Origin of the sequence: Ferranicluibacter rubi, from assembly GCF_011603255.1 — a bacterium.
Taxonomy (GTDB): Bacteria; Pseudomonadota; Alphaproteobacteria; order Rhizobiales; family Rhizobiaceae; genus Ferranicluibacter; species Ferranicluibacter rubi.
Genome location: NZ_JAANCM010000004.1, coordinates 175,859 through 193,961 on the forward strand (window position 1 = coordinate 175,859; position 18,103 = coordinate 193,961).

An 18,103-nucleotide genomic window follows, 5' to 3' on the forward strand; every position below is an offset into this window, starting at 1 on the left:
TGCGGCTCACGTGCCGTCTTTGCATGCCGATGAGCCTTGTTTCCCCAACGACCGCTCAGTTCTATTCAAAGCGCGTGCCAGTTCCGCGTCAGTGCGAAAAATAGATGAAAAGTCACCAAATCACCGCATTCGCCGACGAGACGCCGATGAAACGTTAAATATTCGCCAGATTTTCAGGCTAAAAATTGCGCAAATTTAAAAATTTGCTGAATAATTAGTCATTTGCCTTTTTCCGAATCAGTCCTTCCTGAGCGACGGATGCGATCAGGTTTCCGGAGCGATCGAACAGGCTGCCGCGGTTCATGCCGCGCGCGCCACTCGTGCTGGGGCTGTCCTGCGTATAGAGCAGCCAGTCGTCGAGCTTCACCGGACGGTGGAACCACATGGCGTGGTCGAGGCTCGCTACCTGCAGGCTGCGGTCGAAGATCGAGGTGCCGTGGGCGCGCAGCGATGTGTCGAGCAACGTCATGTCGGAGAGATAGGCGAGCACCGCCGCCTGCAGCGGCCGGTCGTCCGGCACGGCCCCGGTCGCCTTGACCCAGACATGCTGGACCGGCTCCTGCCGCTCGCGCGAGAAATAGTGCTTCAGCGATACCGGGCGGATTTCGATCGGCCGCGGCTGCTCCCAGTATCGCCGGATCGCCTCCGGCGCGTTCGCCAGAAACATCGCCTTCATCTCGGCTTCGCCCATCAGCTCTTCCGGCTGCGCGACCGTTGGCGGCGACACCTGATGGTCGAGCCCCTCTTCCTCCACCTGAAAGGAAGCCGACAGCGCGAAGATCGCCGCGCCATGCTGGATCGCCACCACGCGCCGCGTGGTGAAGCTGCCGCCATCGCGGATCCGGTCGACCTCGTAGATGATCGGCACGGCGGGATCGCCCGGCCGCATGAAATAGGCGTGAAGCGAATGCACGAAGCGATCCGCAGTCACCGTGCGCTGCGCGGCTACCAGCGCCTGCCCGATCACCTGCCCGCCGAACACCCTCTGCCAGCCGACCTGCGGCGACACGCCGCGGAAGAGATTTTCCTCCAGCTTCTCCAAGTCAAGCGTCTGGAGGAGCACATCCATGGCAGTTTCGGTTGGGGCATCATTGGACATTGCGCGGTCTCCGGCGGTAGGAAGCATGAGGTCGATGATCTATATAGTGCGCAAGCACAAGAGCGAAGGACGAGACGGATGATCGATCTATTGGTGGCAGGCGGCGGATATGTCGGGCTTTCGCTGGCGGTCGCCGTCAAGACGGCAGCGCCGCACCTCTCGGTGACGCTGATCGACGGCGCACCGGACGGCGCCTGGCGCGGCGACGAGCGGGCGTCCGCTATTGCAGCCGCCGCTTCCTCCATGCTCGACGTCCTGAGGATCTGGCAGACGATCGCGCCGGAAGCCGAGCCGATCCGCCGCATGGTCATCACGGATTCCAAGACTGCCGATCCCGTCCGCCCTGTCTTCCTCACCTTCGAGGGCGACCCGGATGCGGATCGCCCCTTCGCCCATATGGTCCCGAACGTCGCGCTCGTCGGCGCGCTGCGCGACAAGGCGGCAAGCCTCGGCATCGACATCCGCCCCTCGACGACCGCAAGCGGCTTCACCGCAGACGAACACGCCGTTCGGCTGAAGCTTGCCGATGGCGGCGAAATCGAGGCCCGCCTGCTCGTCGCCTGCGACGGCGTGCGCTCGAAGCTGCGCGATGCTGCCGGCATCAAGACCGTGAATTTCGATTATGGGCAGTCCGGCATCGTCACCACGGTCGAGCACGAGCGGCCGCATGACGGCACCGCCGAGGAGCACTTCCTGCCGGCCGGCCCGTTCGCCACCTTGCCTCTGCGCGGCAACCGCTCGTCGCTCGTCTGGACCGAGCGGACGGAGGACGCGAACCGCCTCATCGACAGCGACGACCTCGTCTTCGAGGCCGAACTGGAACGCCGCTTCGGCTACAAGCTCGGCGCCTTGAAGGTGGTCGGCGGACGCCGCGCCTTTCCGCTCGGGCTGACGCTCGCGCGCGCCTTCGTCGCCAATCGCTTCGCGCTGGCCGGCGATTCGGCCCATGGCATCCACCCCATTTCCGGGCAGGGCCTCAATCTCGGGTTCAAGGATGTGGCGGCATTGGCCGAAACCATCGTCGATGCCGATCGGCTCGGGCTCGACATCGGCTCGCTCGCCGTCCTCGAGCGCTACCAGACCTGGCGCCGCTTCGACACGGTCCGCATGGGGGTGACGACGGATGTGCTGAACCGCCTGTTTTCCAACGACATTATGCCCGTGCGCATGCTGCGCGACCTCGGCCTCGGCATCGTGGATCGCCTGACCCCGCTCAAATCCTTCTTCATCCGCCAAGCGGGAGCCGCCGCAAGCAGCGATCCAAAGCTCCTGACGGGCAAGGCTATCTGAAAGACCGGCCGGGCATGTTTGATTTGCCGCACCGGGACCATCAGTCCTCGATCTTGCGGGCCTCGGAAATCAGCATGATGGGAATGCCGTCGCGGATGGGATAGGCGAGCCGCGCCTTCTCCGAGACGAGTTCGTTTTCCGCAGCGCTATAGCTCAGCCGCCCTTTGGTCAGCGGGCAGACGAGAAGCTCGAGCAGCTTCGGGTCGACGCGGCGGGTTCTCTCGTCCACAGCAGGGCCTATTGCAGCATGGTTTCGATGTCGCCGAAGGTCTTCGCCAGCACGATCTCGGTGATCGCGATCAGCGTGTCGGCCCGCGTCTTCAGGTCCGGCGCTTCCAGCAGCGCCTGCTTTTCGGCCGGGCCGTAGGGCAGCATCATCGCCATGGAGTTGACCAGCGTCGTGTTGCCGGCGCGCTCCACGCTCTCCCAGTCGGCTTCCAGCTTGTTGGTGTCGAGATAGGCCTTGAAGGCGGCCAGCAGCGCTTCGCGATCCACCTGCGCTTCGTCTTCGGATTCCGTGAGATCGCCGGCAAACGGCGTTATCTTGAAAGTCCGATACCCCTTGACCGGGTGCATCTCGTCGAACAGGCGGAAACGGCAGATGCCGGTCAGCGAGGTAATGTAGCGCCCGTCCTCCATCTCGGCAAACGACGTGATGCGGCCGACGCAGCCAACCTGACACAGCGCCTGGCTATTCTCGCTGTGATCGGTCAGCGAGGGCTGCACCATGCCGATCAGGCGGTTGCCGCAGAGCGCGTCGTCGAACATGGCGAGGTAGCGCGGCTCGAAGATGTTGAGCGGCAGCTGCGAGCCCGGCAGCAGCAGAACGCCGGTCAGCGGAAACACCGGAATGACGTCCGGAATATCCCTCGGCTTCAGGTAACGTGCATTTCCGACCTGCATCTCAGGCAAACTCCGCCGTATCTCGGGCAACGGACCGATCATCGGCCCGTCCGCCTCGCATTATGGGATGACATGGTGCGCTTGCCGGAAATCTCAAGCGGGAAACATGGCTGGGAGATGCGGCATGTCGAACCGGAGGAAACGGCTCCGGCGCGAAAAAGTTCACGAGAACAGGATGGCCGACATCTTGCGGCGTGCCGACAGCGTTGCCGGATCGGCAGGTCCCCAAACCTCGAAGAAGGCAACCAGCGCCCGGCGGGCGCCATCGTCGTCAAACGCGCGGTCGCGCCGCATGATCGTCAGCAGATGCTCGGCCGCCGTCTGTCGGTCGCCCTCCACATTGCGGATCTTGGCAAGGTTCAGCCGGGCGGCATGATCGTCGGGATCGGCAAGAAGGGCAGCTTCCAGCGCCTTAGGGTCGCCCAGCTTGCGCGCTTCGTCGATCTGATCGAGCCGCTTGAGAAGGGCGGAGACCTGCGGATCGGCCTTCTGCTCGTCGGAAAGCTCCGACAGGATCTCGCGCGCCTGATCGAGCGCGTCCGATGCAATCATCACCTCGACAAGCCCGGCGCGCGCCGGCAGGCTTTCCGGCTCGACCTGAAGCACGGAGGCGAAGATGCCGCCGGCATTCTGCAGGTCGCCGGCGTCCAGCAGCTGCTTCGCTTCGGCAAGCGCCGCTTCGATCTCTGCTGCCTGATCGTCGATCATGGGACCTGCGATTTTCTCGATAAAGGCCCGGATCTGGCTTTCCGGAACGGCACCCATGAAACCATCCGCCGGACGACCGTCAACGAAGGCGACAACGGCGGGAATGGACTGGATGCCGAGCTGGCCGGCGATCGAAGGGTGATCGTCGATGTTCATCTTGACGAGCTTCACGCGCCCGCCCGCTTCCGTCACCACCTTCTCGATGATCGGCGTCAGCTGCTTGCACGGGCCGCACCAGGGCGCCCAGAAATCGACCAGCACCGGCAGGCCACGGGAGGCCTCCAGCACGTCGCGGGCAAAGGTGGCCGTCGTCGTGTCGGAGATCAATGGACCGCTCGTTGCGGGCGCAACGGCGGCAGGCGATGGCGACGCCGTTGCGGGCGCGCCGCCATAGGTGGCCGTCGCGCTCATCTGGCTGCCGTAGGAACCGGAATAGGGATTGTTGCCGCTCATCGAATGCTCCTTGCAGGGACCATGCGCAGCCCCGATCCTCGTCCTTACCGGATGTGCTCCGGCCATTGCCCTCAAAGATCGTATGTCAGGCCGTGACTTTCAAGACAAGCGGCACATGCCCCATCGCCTCGGCAAAGCGGATCAGGTCCTTCGACGCCAGCGATGTCGTGGCGTCGTTCGTCAGCGGATGGCAGTTGACGATCTCCTCGCGCATCAGGTCCGCATCCAGCACCAGCGTGACGGCTTGGGCATGGTCATTGATGACGCCGAGCGCGGTCACGGCACCGGGAATGACGCCTAGATATTCCATCAGCTTCTCCGGCTTGCCGAAGGAGACCTTGCTCGCGGCACCGATCAGCGTGTGCACGGTCTTCAGATCGACCGTCGCATGCTCCTCCACCGTCAAGAGGAAGTAATTGTCCTTCTTATCCTTCACGAACAGGTTCTTCGTATGCCCGCCGGGAATCTCGTCGCGGAGCGATACCGATTCGGCCACGGTGAACACCGGTGCATGCCGCTTCGTCTGGTGGGCGATCCCGAGATCGTCGAGAAAGCGGAAAAGATCCTCTGCCGTCTTCGGCTGCACGTCCGTCATGTCTTGGGCTCCTGTCTCTGCTCCTCCATGTGATTACGAAGCGCAGACACGAGACGCAATCGCTGAGACACGTCTGCAAGGTCTTCCGTCGCAATACCGCGACGCCCGGCGCATCCGGCCGGTAAAAAATCATCAGGAAAAATCATGTAAATTCAATTATTTAGAAGAACTTTCGGCAAATTTTTTCCACGCCCGTCATTTCCCTGTTGCATTTCCAAATCGGCTGAGCGATATAGCGCCCGTCGCCAACGAAAACGGCGACGCCACGGTCCACCGACTACCCCCGGACCTTGGTTGATGAGCGGGTGTAGCTCAGGGGTAGAGCACAACCTTGCCAAGGTTGGGGTCGAGCGTTCGAATCGCTTCACCCGCTCCATTTTCTCTCTTGAGAGTATTCTGCTATGCTAGAGCGAAGCTAAAGAGGCAGTGCCCTAAGCTTTGTACTTTTTCCTATCGGAATTTCATGCATTGACGGAGCCGATAGGATCTGGGTGATCTGCTCGATGTCAGGCCATCGACTGATGAGCAGAGCTGCATTCATGTGCATTGGGTTTTTTTGGTAGGCTGGCGCCAGTATGAAGCCATGGAGGCCCGAGGAACGAAGCGCCACACGTTCCGGCGGATTCCTCAAGATACGCCCGTCTCCGGAAATAAAAATCCAAGTATCTTGTGCTGAGCGTAATAACTCAATCCAGTCAACGTCGGGTGCACTTCTGCCTCTAGCGAGTCCGGGAACATCTTTGATGTGGAAGGCCGAGTGACCGTAGTGACTTATAAAGCCATGCAGAGTTGATGCGAGAACTGGCGCGGTGCAGTTATCGAAAAAGACCTTCACGCCGCGTCCCGCTGCCACAACGCGCTTTCGAACTCTATAGCGCGCTTAACTGAACTCCGCTCTACCGCATAAGACAATGCCGCAACGGCAGTACCTTCCTGTCTGCCCGCCGCTGCAAGAACAGCAGTTGGAACGCTTGATACTGAATCGATCGGTTGACCAAAAGATCGCGCTGGATCGACAACGACCTTTGATTTTCGGCCTGATGGCCACCAGAGCTTAGGGTCTCCATTCTCCGTGAAATCAACTGTTTTCAGAATTGGATCAATCACGCTCTGAAATTCATACTGCTTTCGGAAGAGATTTAGCAGCCGCTCACTTTTCTGCCCCTCCTCATCCGTTGAAATGATGCTCAGGAATATCTCTCGGCCATCGGTGCGAAAGCGATTGCTTGATAAAGGATGGTCTTTTCCAAGTTCCTCTTTAGCGATCTTAATAGCTGAACGAACCTTGATCGCGGAAACACCTTCACGAATAAGCACGTCGGCGACACGAGCCTCCATAAGATCCTTGAAACCGAGATAAAGCCGTTCGTCTCCAAAGTGGACCGATGGATCCCATAATGGGCGATACACGACGCCTTTGACGACGTGCCCCAGAAGCCATCGAGAGATTTTTGTCGGGGAGACGCGAAGAAGTCTTCCCGCCTCTGCAGGAGTATACAAACCAACGCCGATGAGATTTTCCATGAGCGGCTCCCAGAGACATTAGAGTCAGTTTATGAGATCAGTGTCAACGGAGACTAAGCAGATGGTCTTGTACCGCTCAGCCTTCGCTGCCCCGAGGCACAGTATGCTTGCCACCAATATGACGTTTCAGCTCTTCGAGAAGATATAGTCCGTTTCCTGGCGCAGCGTCTCGCCGGGGCGCAGGATGGCGTTCGGGAAGCCCGCGTGGTTGACGGCGTCGGGCCAGATCTGGGTTTCCAGGCAGAAGCCTGCAAACGGCCCGTAGGTGCGGCCTTCGAGACCGGGAACGGGCGTGTTCAGCTTGAAGCCGGAATAGAACTGAACGCCGGGCTCCGTCGTGCGGACCTCGAGCGCGACACCCGAATCGATGCTGCGGACAAGGGCCGCGGACCGCTTGGGGCCGCGCTCCGGCGAGAGGCAGAAATTATGGTCGTAGAGCACCTTCTCGCCCTCCGTCTGCCGGCGCATAGACGACATTTGGCGCAGATCGAACACCGTGCCCTCGACCGGGGCGATCTCGCCGGTCGGTATCTGCTGCTCGTTCGTCGGCAGGTAGTGATCGGCGGCGATCATGATGTCGTGGCCGAGCGTGTCGGCACGCCCATCGAGGTTGAAATAGGTGTGCTGGCAGAGATTGGCGATCGTCGGGGTGTCCGTCGTCGCCGTATAGGTGACGCTGAGGCAGCCATGGCCGGAAAGCCGGTAGGTTGCATTGATCTCGCAGGTGCCGGGATAGCCGGCGCGACCTGCGGGATCGACGATCTTCAGCGAAACAGAATCCTCGGTGACATCCACGATGGTCCAGAGACGCTTGGCAATACCGTCGCTGCCGCCATGGAGATGCGTCACGCCCTTCTCGTTGAGTTCGAGCTGGAAGTCCTCTCCGTCGATCGTGAAGCGCCCGTTGCCGATCCGGTTGGCCGAACGACCGGGCGTCGCACCGAAATAGGAGGAGTGGGCCGGATAATCGTCGAACGCCTCGAAGCCCAGCACCAGCGGTGCCGCATGGCCCTCCAGGCGTAGATCCTGAATGACCGCGCCCCAGGATATGACCTTCGCCGTCAGACCGCCACCGCGGATCGTCACGCGGTGCACGGGCTCGCCCGTCTTCAGGTGGCCGAAAATTTCCATGGCTGTGCTGCTGGTCAAAATATGGTCCTCGCTCTTGTCCGGTCGCAGCGCCACAGGCACCGCCGACCTCATCGTCTCCCCGCGTCGATCGCGGAATCTTCAGCGCGCGCCTTTACCCGCGCGCGCAAACCTCAGCGCCCCTTGCCGATCTCCGCCAGCTCATAGGGCGTCGTCTGGTAGATATCGTTGATCCAGTTGCCGAACAGCAGATGCGCATGGCTGCGCCAGCGGTTCTGCGGCGGCAGGTCCGGATCGTTGTGGGGGAAATAATTGTACGGCATCTTGATCGGCACGCCGGCATTCACGTCGCGGAAATACTCGTCCGACAAGGACGTCGAATCATATTCCACATGGTTGAAGACATAGAGACGGTTGCCGGCCTTCTCGTGAACGAAGCAGACGCCCATCTCGTCGGATTCCATCAGGATCTCCAGCCCCGACACCGTCTCGATGTCGCCGCGCCGCACCTCGGTCCAGCGGGATACGGGGATCTGGAAATCGTCGGAGAAGCCGCTGAGATAGACCGAGGACGGATTGAGATTGTGGTGTGTGTAGACGCCGAACGCCTTCTCCCGCAGCGCATGCTTCGGCACGCCATGGAAATGATAGATCGCCGCCATCGCGCCCCAGCAGATATTGAGCGTGGAATGAACATGGGTATGCGTCCACTCGAAGACCTGCTGCATCTCTTCCCAATAGGTCACCTCCTCGAAGGGCAACAGCTCCACCGGCGCACCGGTGATGATCAGCCCGTCGAAATGCCGCTCGCGAACATCCTCGAACGTCTCGTAGAAGGCGAGCAGGTGATCCTCGGACGTGTTCTTCGCCTTGTGGCTGCCAAGGCGGATCAGCGTGAACTCCACCTGCAGGGGGGAAGCGCCGACGAGGCGCGCCATCTGCACCTCGGTCTTGATCTTGTTCGGCATGAGGTTGAGAAGCCCGATCTGCAGCGGCCGGATATCCTGACGGATGGCAGCCGTTTCGGTCATCACCCGCACACCCTCGGAGACGAGGGTTTCAAAGGCGGGCAGCGTATCGGGTATCTTGATGGGCATCGGCTTCACTCGGAATAACGACACCGGCCGAAATGGAGGGTAGCGGGCGAAACATCGTCCCACGGCCCTTTAGCGACTTGTTTAACGTGGCTGCAAGCCGGCCGGCCAAATCACCACGCCGCAAGTCATAGACCCGATGCCCCCACGAATCAAGGATGACGCGAATCAGGGACGCTGTGGGGTCTTTACCCCTCCAGCTCCTCGCGCAGCATTTCCAGCTCCAGCCATTCGCCCTCCATCGTTTCGATGGAGGCGCGCAGCTTTTCGAGTTCCGCGGCAAGCGCTGCAAAACGGGCCGGGTTCTTGGTGAAGAGCTTGGGGTCGGCCATCTCGGCCTCGCGCTTCGCGATCTCGCTTTGCGCCTTCTCCATCTCCTTCGGCAGGTTCTCCAGCGCGAACTTCTGCTTGAAGGAGAGCTTTCCCTTGGCCGCTTTCCCGGTGCCACCGGCACCGGAGGTCGAAGCAGCGCCGGTCTGGCGGGCCTTCTCCGCCTTCTCGGCGCGCTTGCGCTCGTCGGCCACGCCCTTGCGCTGCACCATCATGTCGGAATAGCCACCGGCATATTCGATCCAGCGCCCATCCGGGGCTTCCGGATCGGCCGGTGCGATGGTGGAGGTCACCGTGCGGTCGAGGAAGTCGCGGTCGTGGCTGACGAGGATGACGGTGCCGGCAAAGCCTGCGACGATCTCCTGCAAGAGGTCGAGCGTCTCGATGTCGAGGTCGTTCGTCGGTTCGTCGAGGATCAGCAGGTTCGTCGGGCGCGACAGGATGCGCGCCAGCATCAGCCGAGCCCGCTCGCCACCGGAGAGGTTCTTGATCGGCGTGCGCGCCTGCTCCGGCTGGAACAGAAACTCCTTCATGTAGCCGGTCACATGCCGCTGCTCGCCATTGACGAGCAGGGTCTCGCCGCGGCCGTCGGTCAGGTAGTTGGCCAGCGTATCCTCAAGGTTCAGATCCTCGCGCTTCTGGTCGAGCGTGGCGATCTCCAGATTGGTGCCGAGCTTCACCTTGCCCTCGTCAGGCTTCATCTGGCCGGTCAGCATTTTCAAAAGCGTCGTCTTGCCGGCGCCATTCGGGCCGACGAGACCGATGCAGTCGCCCCGGTGCACCCGGATGGAAAAGGGTGCAACGATGATGCGCTCGCCATAGGCCTTGGTGATCTTCTCCGCCTCGATCACCAGCTTGCCGGATTCCTGCGCATCGGACACGTTGGCCTGTACCGAACCCTGCGGCCCCTTGTGGCCGCGATAGTTGGAGCGCAGATCCTGCAGCGCGCCGAGGCGGCGCATGTTGCGCTTGCGCCGGGCGGTCACGCCATAGCGCAGCCAGTGCTCTTCCCGCTCGATCTGCTTGCCGAGCTTGTGCTGTTCCAGCTCTTCCTGCTCCAGCACCTGGTCCCGCCACGCTTCGAACTGGCCAAAGCCCCGGTCGAGCCGTCGCGATGTGCCGCGATCGAGCCAGACGGTCGCGGTCGAGACCTTCTCCAGAAAGCGACGGTCGTGCGAGATGAGGATGAGGGCGCTGCGCGTCTTCTGCAGCTCGCCTTCCAGCCATTCTATGGTCGGAAGATCGAGATGGTTGGTTGGCTCGTCGAGCATCAGGATGTCGGGCTCGGGCGCCAGTACCCGGGCAAGGGCCGCGCGCCGCGCCTCGCCGCCGGAGAGATCGTTCGGGTTCTCCTCGCCGCTCAAGCCCAGATGCGACAGGAGATAGGTCACACGATAGGGATCGTCGCCCGGCCCGAGGCCCGCCTCGGCATAGGCCTGCACGGTGGTGTAGGCCCCGAAATCCGGCGCCTGCTCCAGGTAGCGCACGGTCGATGACGGATGCCGAAACACCTCGCCCGACTGCGGCTCGATCAGCCCGGCGGCGATCTTCAGCAGCGTCGATTTGCCGGAGCCGTTGCGGCCGACGAGGCAGATCCGGTCGCCCGGCTCCACCTGCAGCGCCGCACCGTTCAAAAGCGGCGTGCCACCGAAGGTCAGCACGATATCGTCGAGTTTCAGAATGGGCGGCGCCATGGTCAGGCTCCTGTCATGTCGAGGGGGCGGGCGAGAAGCATCGCGCGGCCCGTGCCAAGCGTCAGCTGCACGGGTCCTTCCGCCACATTGGAAAGGGTGCGCGACGACCCGAAGGGCACCGCGAAACGGGCGAGCGAATAGCGCGCACCCGCAATGGAGAGATCGCTCAGCGCATCGAAACCGAGCACGGAAAAGAGGCAGCCTTTCGGCAGGTCGATCTGCGTGACGCCGGGAAGCAGCGGCACCGCCTCTTCCTCGCCCGAGGTCAGGAGCACGTCGAGCCCGGTCTCGGCAAGGTGCAGGCCGTGCAGCAGGTGCTGAAAGGCATGGTCGCTGCGCTCGCCGCCGAGCGCCCCAGCGAGAATGAGCCGCGTTGCGCCGCGCATCCGCGCCGCAGCGACCGCAATCTCGCCATCGGTCTCGTTCTTGGCCGGCGGATAGGGCTCGCGCCGCACGTCCGGCCAAGCCGCGATCAGTGCATCCGGTGTCGAGTCGAAATCGCCGACCCAGAGCTCCGGCGTCAGCCCGATGGCGCTCGCATGCCGCATGCCGCCATCGGCCGCGATGACGCGCGTGCCGGCCAGCTGCGACGCCAGCCGGTCGGTCATCGTCAGCGGCCCGCCGAGCAGGATGGTGAATGCGGTTGCGGTCATCGCGCTGCCATAGCGCGAAGCCGTCCCGGAGGCAAAGGTCAAAGGACGCAAAAGCCCTAAAGATGCGGGAGGGCACGGGCGTTGGCACGCCGCGCATCCTGCAACCTTGGATCTTGCCAACAGGCGGGACCGCGTCTAGATCTTTGCGTGCTCTAACGGGGTGCCTTTCTAACGCGACGATCCTTCGTCGCGGGAAGATGGGCTGAGAGGCTGAAAAGCCAACCCGCGGAACCTGATCCGGCTAGCACCGGCGGAGGGATTAGACGGCTCGCAAGCGCTACTCCCCTTGAAACACGTATTTTTAAAGGAGGCGCGCATGCGCGGCACATGGCTTTTCACCACCACGACCACTCTGCTTTTCACCGCCGGCATGATGTTCACCGGGGTACAAGCCGCCGAGAAGAAGGTGCTGACCGTCTACACCTATGAGAGCTTCACCAGCGAATGGGGCCCCGGCCCGAAGGTCGCCGAAAGCTTCGAGAAGACCTGCGACTGCACGCTGACCTATGTCAGCGTCGCCGATGGCGTGGAGTTGCTTACGCGGCTGAAGCTCGAAGGCCCGGCCTCCAAGGCGGATGTCGTCGTCGGCCTCGACACAAACCTCGTCACTGAGGCCAAGGCCACCGGCTTCTTTGCCCCGCATGGCCTCGACACCTCGGCGCTGAAGGTTCCCGGCGGCTTTTCGGACGATAGCTTCGTACCCTATGATTACGGCCATTTCGCCTTCGTCTACGACACGCAGACGCTGAAGACCCCGCCGAAAAGCCTCAAGGAACTGGTCGAGGGCGGGGGTAAGGAAAAGATCGTTATCGAGGATCCCCGCACATCGACGCCGGGCCTCGGCCTGCTTCTGTGGGTAAAGTCGGTCTATGGCGACCAGTCCAGCGAAGCCTGGAGCAAGCTGAAGGATCGCATCCTCACCGTCACGCCCGGCTGGTCGGAAGCCTATGGCCTCTTTACCAAGGGCGAAGCGCCCATGGTTCTGTCCTACACGACCTCGCCCGCCTATCACATGGTCGCCGAAAGCAGCGATCGCTATCAGGCGGCAGAATTTGCCGAGGGGCACTATATCCAGATCGAGGTGGCCGGCATGACGAAGGCTGCACGCGACCCCGATCTCGCCAAGGCCTTCCTCGCCTTCCTCAACGGCCCGGAAGCGCAGACGATCCTGCCCACGACCAACTGGATGATGCCGGTGGCGACCACCAGCGAACCGCTGCCGGAGGCTTTCGGAAAGCTGGTCCAGCCAAAGACGACCTTCCTGATGAACCCCGAGGAGGTCGCCAAGAACCGCAAGGCCTGGATCGACGAATGGCTGGCCGCCATGAGCCGGAACTGATCGTCCCATGCCCGCCGGTCGCGATCGCCGCCTGACGCGGACACTCGGCGTAGCGGGCATCGTCGGCATCGCGCTGTTCGTCGGCGCCGCCATCCTCGCTCTCGCGCTGGCCGCGACCGGCGAGGCGGCGGGCACGAGGGATACCAGCGGTGTCTTCGACGCCCCTGTCTTTGACGCCTATGTCTGGCGCGTCGCCCGCTTCACTTTGATCCAGGCGGGCCTCTCCACGCTCCTGTCGGTCGCCTTTGCCATCCCCGTGGCCTTGGCGCTCGCCCGGCGCCGAAGCTTTATCGGCCGGATCTGGATCATCAGGCTGATGGCGCTGCCGCTCGGCCTGCCCGCGCTGGTCGCAGCCCTCGGCATCGTCGGCATCTGGGGGCGGCAGGGCGTCGTCAACGATCTGTTCGCCCTGCTCGATCTTGACCGTCCTGTCGCGATCTACGGTCTCGCCGGCATTCTCGTCGCGCATGTCTTCTTCAACATGCCGCTCGCCGTCAGACTGCTGCTGTCGGGGCTCGACCGCATTCCCGGCGAATACTGGCTTGTCTCCGCCAATCTCGGAATATCCAGTTTTTCGCTCTTCCGCTTCATCGAGTGGCCGGTCATCCGCGGCCTGCTGTCGGGCATTGCCGGCCTTATCTTCATGCTGTGCGCCACCAGTTTCACGCTGGTGCTGACGCTCGGCGGCGGCCCGGCGGCGAGCACGCTGGAAGTCGCGATCTATCAGGCCCTGCGGTTCGACTTCGATCCCCCACGTGCCATCGCGCTCTCGGCGCTGCAGATCATGGTGACGGCCGTGCTCCTTCTGGCCCTTCGCTGGCTGACCCCGCCCGCAACCGAGGGCTTCACGACCGGCCGGCCGGTGCGCCGCTTCGATGGCCGGTCTCGCACCGCCATCCTCGCCGATATCCTTGTCATCGCGCTCGCCGCCCTCTTCGTCGCAACGCCGCTCGCCTCCGTCCTCGTCTCGGGCCTTGCCTCCGACCTCGCCAAATTGGCATTGGACGCCCAGGTCCACCGGGCGCTCGCGACCAGCCTCGGCATCGCCGCGGCGTCGGCGGCTCTTTCGGTTGCGCTGGCCACCGCCATGCTGACCACGCGCCAGATCCTGCTGTCGCCACGCCGGCCGGGCCGTTTCGCGCATGTCTTTTCCGGCAGCGTCGCCGCCGGTACGTCGCTGGTCCTCCTCGTCCCGCCGGTCGTCATCGGGGCGGGATGGTTTCTGCTGCTTCGCCCGCTCGGCGATGTCGCCCGCTTCGCGCCGGTCGTCATCACCCTTATCAACACGCTGATGGCACTGCCCTTCGTCACCCGCGTGCTGGCACCGGCCATCGCAACACACGCCGCCCGCACCGGACGCCTGACGACGAGCCTCGGCATTTCCGGCTGGTCCCGCATCGTGCTCGTCGACGGGCCGGGCCTGCGCCGCCCCTTGTTGATGGCCCTGTCCTTCGCCGCCGCCCTGTCGCTGGGCGATCTCGGCGCGGTCGCATTGTTCGGATCGCAGGACATGGTCACCCTGCCCTACCTGCTCTACAGCCGCGTGGGCAGCTACCGTACCACGGATGCCGCCGGCCTCGCTCTGCTTCTCGGCATCGTCTGCGTCGCCCTCACCATCCTCGGAACCGCACGCGAAAGCCTGAGGGAGCGCACATCATGACTACGACAGACCCGACGATCGCCGTCCGTCTTGAAAACGTCGCGGTCCGCTTCCCCGGTCATCCCGCCCCGCGAACGCTCCTCTTCGATGCCGCGATCGAAAGCGGCAGGATCACCGCGATCACCGGCGCTTCCGGCTCCGGCAAATCCACCCTGCTCAACCTCGTCGCCGGTTTCGAGACACCGGACGCAGGCCGCGTCAGCATTCTGGGCGAGGACGCGACCCCGATCCCGCCGGCGCTCCGTCCGGTCTCGGTCATCTTCCAAGAGCACAATCTCTTCGCCCATCTCAACGTCGCAACCAATGTCGGCCTCGGCATCAGCCCCGCCCTGAAGCTTGACGGGGAGGATCGGGAGCGGATCGAGCGGGCGCTGCGGGATGTCGGGCTTGCGGGCTTTGCTCGGCGCCTGCCGCCGACGCTGTCGGGCGGCGAACGGCAGCGGGTGGCGCTTGCCCGCGCTCTCGTGCGGCATCGCCCGATCCTTCTGCTCGACGAGCCCTTTGCCGCGCTGGACCCCGGACTGCGACAGGAAATGGGGGATCTGCTGGCGGCATTGCAGGAGAAGGAAGCCAGCACGATCCTTCTCGTCACGCACCACGCCGATGACGTGCGCCGCCTCGCCGATCGCGTGCTGTTCCTCGACGACGGCAAGGTCGCCCTCCACGAAGAGGCCGACGCGTTCCTTCGCCGGACCGAACCGGCAGCGGTCGCCCGCTTCCTCGGAGCACGCTCACCCGCCCCGTGAACCGCCTTGATACCGCATGCCACAATTTGACCGTCCGCCTGTGGCACCCGCGGTGGGGCGGACCGGTACGGAAGAGAGCGGCAGCTTTTTTCCGCAAACTGCCAGGCTTTGCGGAATTATGCAGTAGGCATGAGCGGCACGAATAGGCTAGATCGGGCTCTGGGAAACGGGGCGATTGCACGTATCTCAGGATGTGGGGTGGCTCTGCCGGAACTGCCGTAAGAGCGTTCGGCACGCCGCCGGACGCGAACATGGGCTGAGGCATGACGGTGAACGAGCGGAACGAGCGGAACGGCGGGCATCTGTCGGCCCGTGGCATTGCAAGCACCCTGCGCGCGTCCGTCGCCGGCCTCGCTCTGCTGGCGCTCGCCGGTTGTCAGAGCGCCATCGAGCAGAGCTACGAGCCGAGCGTCTCCCCCTCCGCCACGCCGCAGATCGTCGACGAAGTCCAGAAGAACGATCCCCGCGCGCAGATGGGCGCCCGCGAACATCCGCGAATCGTCGCGAGCTACGGCGGCGAATACAAGGACGAGAAGACGGAACGGCTGGTCGCCCGCATCACCGGCGCGCTGACGGCCGTATCCGAGAACCCCAACCAGTCCTATCGCATCACGCTGCTGAACTCGCCCGCGATCAACGCCTTCGCTTTGCCCGGCGGCTATCTCTACGTCACGCGCGGCCTGCTGGCGCTCGCCGACGATGCCTCCGAGGTCGCCGCCGTGCTCTCGCACGAAATGGCGCATGTCACCGCCAATCACGGCATCCAGCGCCAGCAGCGCGAGGAAGCTGAAGTCATTGCCAGCCGCGTCGTCTCGGAGGTTCTCTCGAGCGACCTCGCCGGCAAGCAGGCGCTCGCCCGCGGCAAGCTGCGGCTCGCCGCCTTCTCGCGAAATCAGGAACTTCAGGCCGACGTGATCGGCGTGCGCATGCTGGGCGAAGCGGGCTACGACCCCTATGCCGCGGCACGCTTTCTCGATGCCATGGCCGCCTATAGCCGGTTCTCCTCCGTCGATCCGGACACCGACCAGAGCATGGACTTCCTGTCGAGCCACCCGAACGCGCCGCAGCGCGTTGAACTCGCCCGTCGCCATGCGCGCGCCTTCGGCCCCGAGGGCACGACGGGCGACCGTGGCCGCGACTATTTTCTCGATGGCATCGACGGCCTGCTCTATGGCGACAGCCCGCAGGAGGGCTATGTCCGCGGACAAACGTTCCTGCATGGCAAGCTCGGCATTCGCTTCGACGTGCCGGCAGGCTTCCAGATCGACAACAAGGCGGAAGCGGTGCTCGCCACCGGCCCCGGCGAGATCGCTATCCGCTTCGATGGCGTGGCCGACACCCAGCGTCGCAGCCTGACCGACTATATCGCGAGCGGCTGGGTGACCGGCCTGCAGCCCGAAACGATCCACGCCATCACCATCAACGGTCTGGAAGCCGCGACCGCGCGCGCCTCCGCCGAGCGCTGGGATTTCGACGTGACGGTGCTGCGCATCGATACCCAGATCTACCGGTTCCTCACAGCCGTGCCCAAGGGCATGCCGTCGCTGGAGCCGACGGCCGACGTTCTGCGCAAATCCTTCCGTCGCATGAGCCCGCAGGAGGCCGCAGCCCTGAAGCCGCTCCGCATCCGCGTGATCACAGTCGGTCCCGGAGATACGCTCGCGACCTTGTCCGCCCGCATGATGGGCACCGACCGCAAGCTCGATCTCTTTCGCCTGATCAACGCCCTGCAGATCACCTCGACCATCAAGCCCGGCGACCGCATCAAGATCATCTCGGAGTAGACCAATCTCCAAGGCAGACACGAAAAAGCCCGCCGGTGTGGCGGGCTTTTTCGTGTGCGTCTGTCGTTGACCGACCTCAGTGCGCCGTCAGCGCCAGCTCGGGAGCCTGTGCAACGAGAGCCACCTTCAGCTTTTCCAGAGCACGCGTCTCGATCTGGCGGACGCGTTCCTTGGAAATTCCGAGATCGGCGCCGAGTTCTTCGAGCGTCGCGCTGTCTTCCGAGAGGCGGCGGGCGCGGATGATCTTCATTTCGCGATCATTCAGCTGCTCCAGCGCGTGGCCGAGCCAGTTCTTGCGACGTTCCTGATCGATCATGTCGGTGACCTGCTCGTCCGGAAGGGGGGCAGCACAGGCCAGAAGGTCAAGGCGTTCGCCGCTGTCGGCATCACCCGAAGAGATGGGAGCCTGCAACGAGGAGTCGCTGCCGGAGAGGCGGGCATCCATCGTCTGCACGTCCGCAAGGCTGACACCGAGGGCCGAGGCGATTTCTTCATGCACCGCACGAGCCGTCAGCTGGCTGTTGCCCTGGGCAAGCTTGGCACGCAGGCGCCGCAGATTGAAGAAGAGCGCCTTCTGGGCCGAAGAGGTCCCGCCGCGGACGATCGACCAGTTGCGCAGGACGTAATCCTGCATGGAGGCGCGGATCCACCATGTCGCGTAGGTCGAGAAGCGAACATCGCGGCTGGGCTCGAAACGGGCGGCCGCTTCCAGAAGACCGATATGGCCCTCCTGGACCAGATCGCTCATCGGCAGGCCGAAGTGCCGGAACTTCGCGGCCATGGAGATGACGAGACGCATATGCGCCATGGCGATCTTGTTGCGCGCGTCCTGATCCTGATTGTCCTTCCAGGCCTGCGCCAGAAGCTGCTCCTCGCCCCGCTCCAGATACGGAGCCGCCATGGCAATCTTGATCATGCGCCTGTCTGCAGAAAGATTTTTCATCGGCTACTCCATGACGGGCACGCGACCGTGCCTCCGGGCTTGAGCTTCGGGAGACGGTATTGCGAGGGTGAAAGACTTGACCTGCAATCGAGACGCCCTAATTCTGTTGTATGAGACGACGCCAAGCGGATGGACATCGGTTCGATCTGGGCCCAACCGGGCGCTTGGCCAGTCGATCGGACGTTTCATAACGCCTGCT

17 protein-coding genes, 1 tRNA gene and 2 riboswitches are annotated in these 18,103 nt (G+C 63.4%); of the genes, 6 read left to right on the forward strand and 12 right to left on the reverse strand.

Translation table 11 applies throughout. The annotated features are described in order from the left end of the window. Positions 1-214: 214 nt before the first annotated feature. Complete coding sequence (gene tesB, locus G8E10_RS09995) at positions 215-1,099, reverse strand: acyl-CoA thioesterase II (RefSeq protein WP_167128449.1); 885 nt, start codon at positions 1,097-1,099, stop codon at positions 215-217. Positions 1,100-1,177: 78 nt separating this feature from the next. Here tesB and G8E10_RS10000 point away from each other — a divergent pair, with 78 nt between their 5' ends. Beyond that, entirely contained in the window at positions 1,178-2,389 is a 1,212-nt protein-coding gene (locus G8E10_RS10000) for a ubiquinone biosynthesis hydroxylase (protein WP_167128452.1), read from the forward strand. A 40-nt stretch (positions 2,390-2,429) separates the two neighbouring features. On the opposite strand, the gene G8E10_RS10005 is transcribed toward G8E10_RS10000, so the two are convergent. The 4 genes from G8E10_RS10005 to G8E10_RS10020 all read right to left on the reverse strand — a co-directional run bounded on the left by G8E10_RS10005 (position 2,430) and on the right by G8E10_RS10020 (position 5,048). After that, positions 2,430-2,618 carry a Trm112 family protein gene (locus tag G8E10_RS10005; protein ID WP_110801016.1) on the reverse strand — a complete coding sequence of 63 codons (189 nt, stop codon included), beginning with the start codon at positions 2,616-2,618 and terminating at the stop codon, positions 2,430-2,432. Positions 2,619-2,626: 8 nt separating this feature from the next. Further along, positions 2,627-3,292, reverse strand: coding sequence for an LON peptidase substrate-binding domain-containing protein (locus G8E10_RS10010; RefSeq protein WP_110729886.1), 666 nt, complete (start codon positions 3,290-3,292; stop codon positions 2,627-2,629). A gap of 162 nt (positions 3,293-3,454) precedes the next feature. Beyond that, positions 3,455-4,453, reverse strand: coding sequence for a thioredoxin (gene trxA / locus G8E10_RS10015; protein ID WP_167128455.1), 999 nt, complete (start codon positions 4,451-4,453; stop codon positions 3,455-3,457). Between the two features lie 85 nt (positions 4,454-4,538). Further along, positions 4,539-5,048: a prolyl-tRNA synthetase associated domain-containing protein gene (locus tag G8E10_RS10020; protein WP_167128458.1), complete on the reverse strand. Its 510-nt coding sequence runs from the start codon at positions 5,046-5,048 to the stop codon at positions 4,539-4,541. Between the two features lie 301 nt (positions 5,049-5,349). Between G8E10_RS10020 and G8E10_RS10025 the strand changes: the two genes are divergently transcribed. Beyond that, positions 5,350-5,424, forward strand: a tRNA-Gly gene (locus G8E10_RS10025). 39 nt (positions 5,425-5,463) lie between these two features. Here the strand turns inward: G8E10_RS10025 and G8E10_RS10030 are convergent. From G8E10_RS10030 to G8E10_RS10055, 6 genes are all read right to left on the reverse strand, one after another. Then, positions 5,464-5,901 carry a PIN-like domain-containing protein gene (locus G8E10_RS10030; RefSeq protein WP_343289715.1) on the reverse strand — a complete coding sequence of 146 codons (438 nt, stop codon included), beginning with the start codon at positions 5,899-5,901 and terminating at the stop codon, positions 5,464-5,466. Continuing rightward, on the reverse strand, positions 5,880-6,572 hold the full coding sequence (locus G8E10_RS10035) for a hypothetical protein (RefSeq protein WP_167128465.1): 693 nt from the start codon (positions 6,570-6,572) through the stop codon (positions 5,880-5,882). Before G8E10_RS10035 ends, G8E10_RS10030 begins: the two co-directional genes overlap by 22 nt. Before the next feature lie 126 nt (positions 6,573-6,698). Further along, on the reverse strand, positions 6,699-7,703 hold the full coding sequence (locus tag G8E10_RS10040) for an aldose epimerase family protein (RefSeq protein WP_167128830.1): 1,005 nt from the start codon (positions 7,701-7,703) through the stop codon (positions 6,699-6,701). A 131-nt stretch (positions 7,704-7,834) separates the two neighbouring features. Next, a complete protein-coding gene (metA, locus tag G8E10_RS10045; RefSeq protein ID WP_167128468.1) occupies positions 7,835-8,758 on the reverse strand; it encodes a homoserine O-acetyltransferase MetA in 924 nt (307 codons plus the stop codon). Between the two features lie 49 nt (positions 8,759-8,807). Then, a riboswitch (SAM riboswitch) is annotated at positions 8,808-8,885 on the reverse strand. A gap of 58 nt (positions 8,886-8,943) precedes the next feature. Continuing rightward, complete coding sequence (locus tag G8E10_RS10050; RefSeq protein WP_132664759.1) at positions 8,944-10,779, reverse strand: ABC-F family ATP-binding cassette domain-containing protein; 1,836 nt, start codon at positions 10,777-10,779, stop codon at positions 8,944-8,946. 2 nt (positions 10,780-10,781) lie between these two features. Further along, the gene (locus tag G8E10_RS10055; RefSeq protein ID WP_132448700.1) at positions 10,782-11,432 is read right to left on the reverse strand and encodes a thiamine diphosphokinase; all 651 of its coding nucleotides are present in this window, start codon (positions 11,430-11,432) and stop codon (positions 10,782-10,784) included. Positions 11,433-11,578: 146 nt separating this feature from the next. After that, a riboswitch (TPP riboswitch) is annotated at positions 11,579-11,708 on the forward strand. 94 nt (positions 11,709-11,802) lie between these two features. Between G8E10_RS10055 and thiB the strand changes: the two genes are divergently transcribed. From thiB to G8E10_RS10075, 4 genes are all read left to right on the forward strand, one after another. Further along, positions 11,803-12,771, forward strand: a complete 969-nt coding sequence (gene thiB / locus G8E10_RS10060; RefSeq protein WP_245507196.1) for a thiamine ABC transporter substrate binding subunit — start codon at positions 11,803-11,805, stop codon at positions 12,769-12,771. Between the two features lie 7 nt (positions 12,772-12,778). Then, entirely contained in the window at positions 12,779-14,431 is a 1,653-nt protein-coding gene (gene thiP / locus G8E10_RS10065) for a thiamine/thiamine pyrophosphate ABC transporter permease ThiP (protein ID WP_132664762.1), read from the forward strand. After that, on the forward strand, positions 14,428-15,177 hold the full coding sequence (gene thiQ, locus G8E10_RS10070; RefSeq protein WP_132664763.1) for a thiamine ABC transporter ATP-binding protein: 750 nt from the start codon (positions 14,428-14,430) through the stop codon (positions 15,175-15,177). Before thiP ends, thiQ begins: the two co-directional genes overlap by 4 nt. Positions 15,178-15,440: 263 nt before the next feature. Beyond that, positions 15,441-16,961, forward strand: a complete 1,521-nt coding sequence (locus tag G8E10_RS10075) for a M48 family metalloprotease (protein WP_245292319.1) — start codon at positions 15,441-15,443, stop codon at positions 16,959-16,961. 76 nt (positions 16,962-17,037) lie between these two features. Here G8E10_RS10075 and G8E10_RS10080 read toward each other — a convergent pair whose 3' ends face one another. Continuing rightward, positions 17,038-17,904 carry an RNA polymerase factor sigma-32 gene (locus G8E10_RS10080; RefSeq protein WP_092930798.1) on the reverse strand — a complete coding sequence of 289 codons (867 nt, stop codon included), beginning with the start codon at positions 17,902-17,904 and terminating at the stop codon, positions 17,038-17,040. Between the last annotated feature and the right edge of the window lie 199 nt (positions 17,905-18,103).

Excerpts from the sequence above, each read along its gene's own strand:
- G8E10_RS10000 (WP_167128452.1), top strand. The coding sequence starts at position 1,178 with ATGATCGATCTATTGGTGGCAGGCGGCGGATATGTCGGGCTTTCGCTG.
- trxA (WP_167128455.1), bottom strand. The coding sequence starts at position 4,453 with ATGAGCGGCAACAATCCCTATTCCGGTTCCTACGGCAGCCAGATGAGC.
- G8E10_RS10010 (WP_110729886.1), bottom strand. The coding sequence starts at position 3,292 with ATGCAGGTCGGAAATGCACGTTACCTGAAGCCGAGGGATATTCCGGAC.
- metA (WP_167128468.1), bottom strand. The coding sequence starts at position 8,758 with ATGCCCATCAAGATACCCGATACGCTGCCCGCCTTTGAAACCCTCGTC.
- G8E10_RS10035 (WP_167128465.1), bottom strand. The coding sequence starts at position 6,572 with ATGGAAAATCTCATCGGCGTTGGTTTGTATACTCCTGCAGAGGCGGGA.
- G8E10_RS10075 (WP_245292319.1), top strand. The coding sequence starts at position 15,441 with ATGACGGTGAACGAGCGGAACGAGCGGAACGGCGGGCATCTGTCGGCC.
- tesB (WP_167128449.1), bottom strand. The coding sequence starts at position 1,099 with ATGTCCAATGATGCCCCAACCGAAACTGCCATGGATGTGCTCCTCCAG.
- G8E10_RS10020 (WP_167128458.1), bottom strand. The coding sequence starts at position 5,048 with ATGACGGACGTGCAGCCGAAGACGGCAGAGGATCTTTTCCGCTTTCTC.
- G8E10_RS10055 (WP_132448700.1), bottom strand. The coding sequence starts at position 11,432 with ATGACCGCAACCGCATTCACCATCCTGCTCGGCGGGCCGCTGACGATG.
- thiP (WP_132664762.1), top strand. The coding sequence starts at position 12,779 with ATGCCCGCCGGTCGCGATCGCCGCCTGACGCGGACACTCGGCGTAGCG.
- G8E10_RS10080 (WP_092930798.1), bottom strand. The coding sequence starts at position 17,904 with ATGAAAAATCTTTCTGCAGACAGGCGCATGATCAAGATTGCCATGGCG.
- thiQ (WP_132664763.1), top strand. The coding sequence starts at position 14,428 with ATGACTACGACAGACCCGACGATCGCCGTCCGTCTTGAAAACGTCGCG.
- G8E10_RS10050 (WP_132664759.1), bottom strand. The coding sequence starts at position 10,779 with ATGGCGCCGCCCATTCTGAAACTCGACGATATCGTGCTGACCTTCGGT.
- G8E10_RS10040 (WP_167128830.1), bottom strand. The coding sequence starts at position 7,703 with ATGGAAATTTTCGGCCACCTGAAGACGGGCGAGCCCGTGCACCGCGTG.
- thiB (WP_245507196.1), top strand. The coding sequence starts at position 11,803 with ATGATGTTCACCGGGGTACAAGCCGCCGAGAAGAAGGTGCTGACCGTC.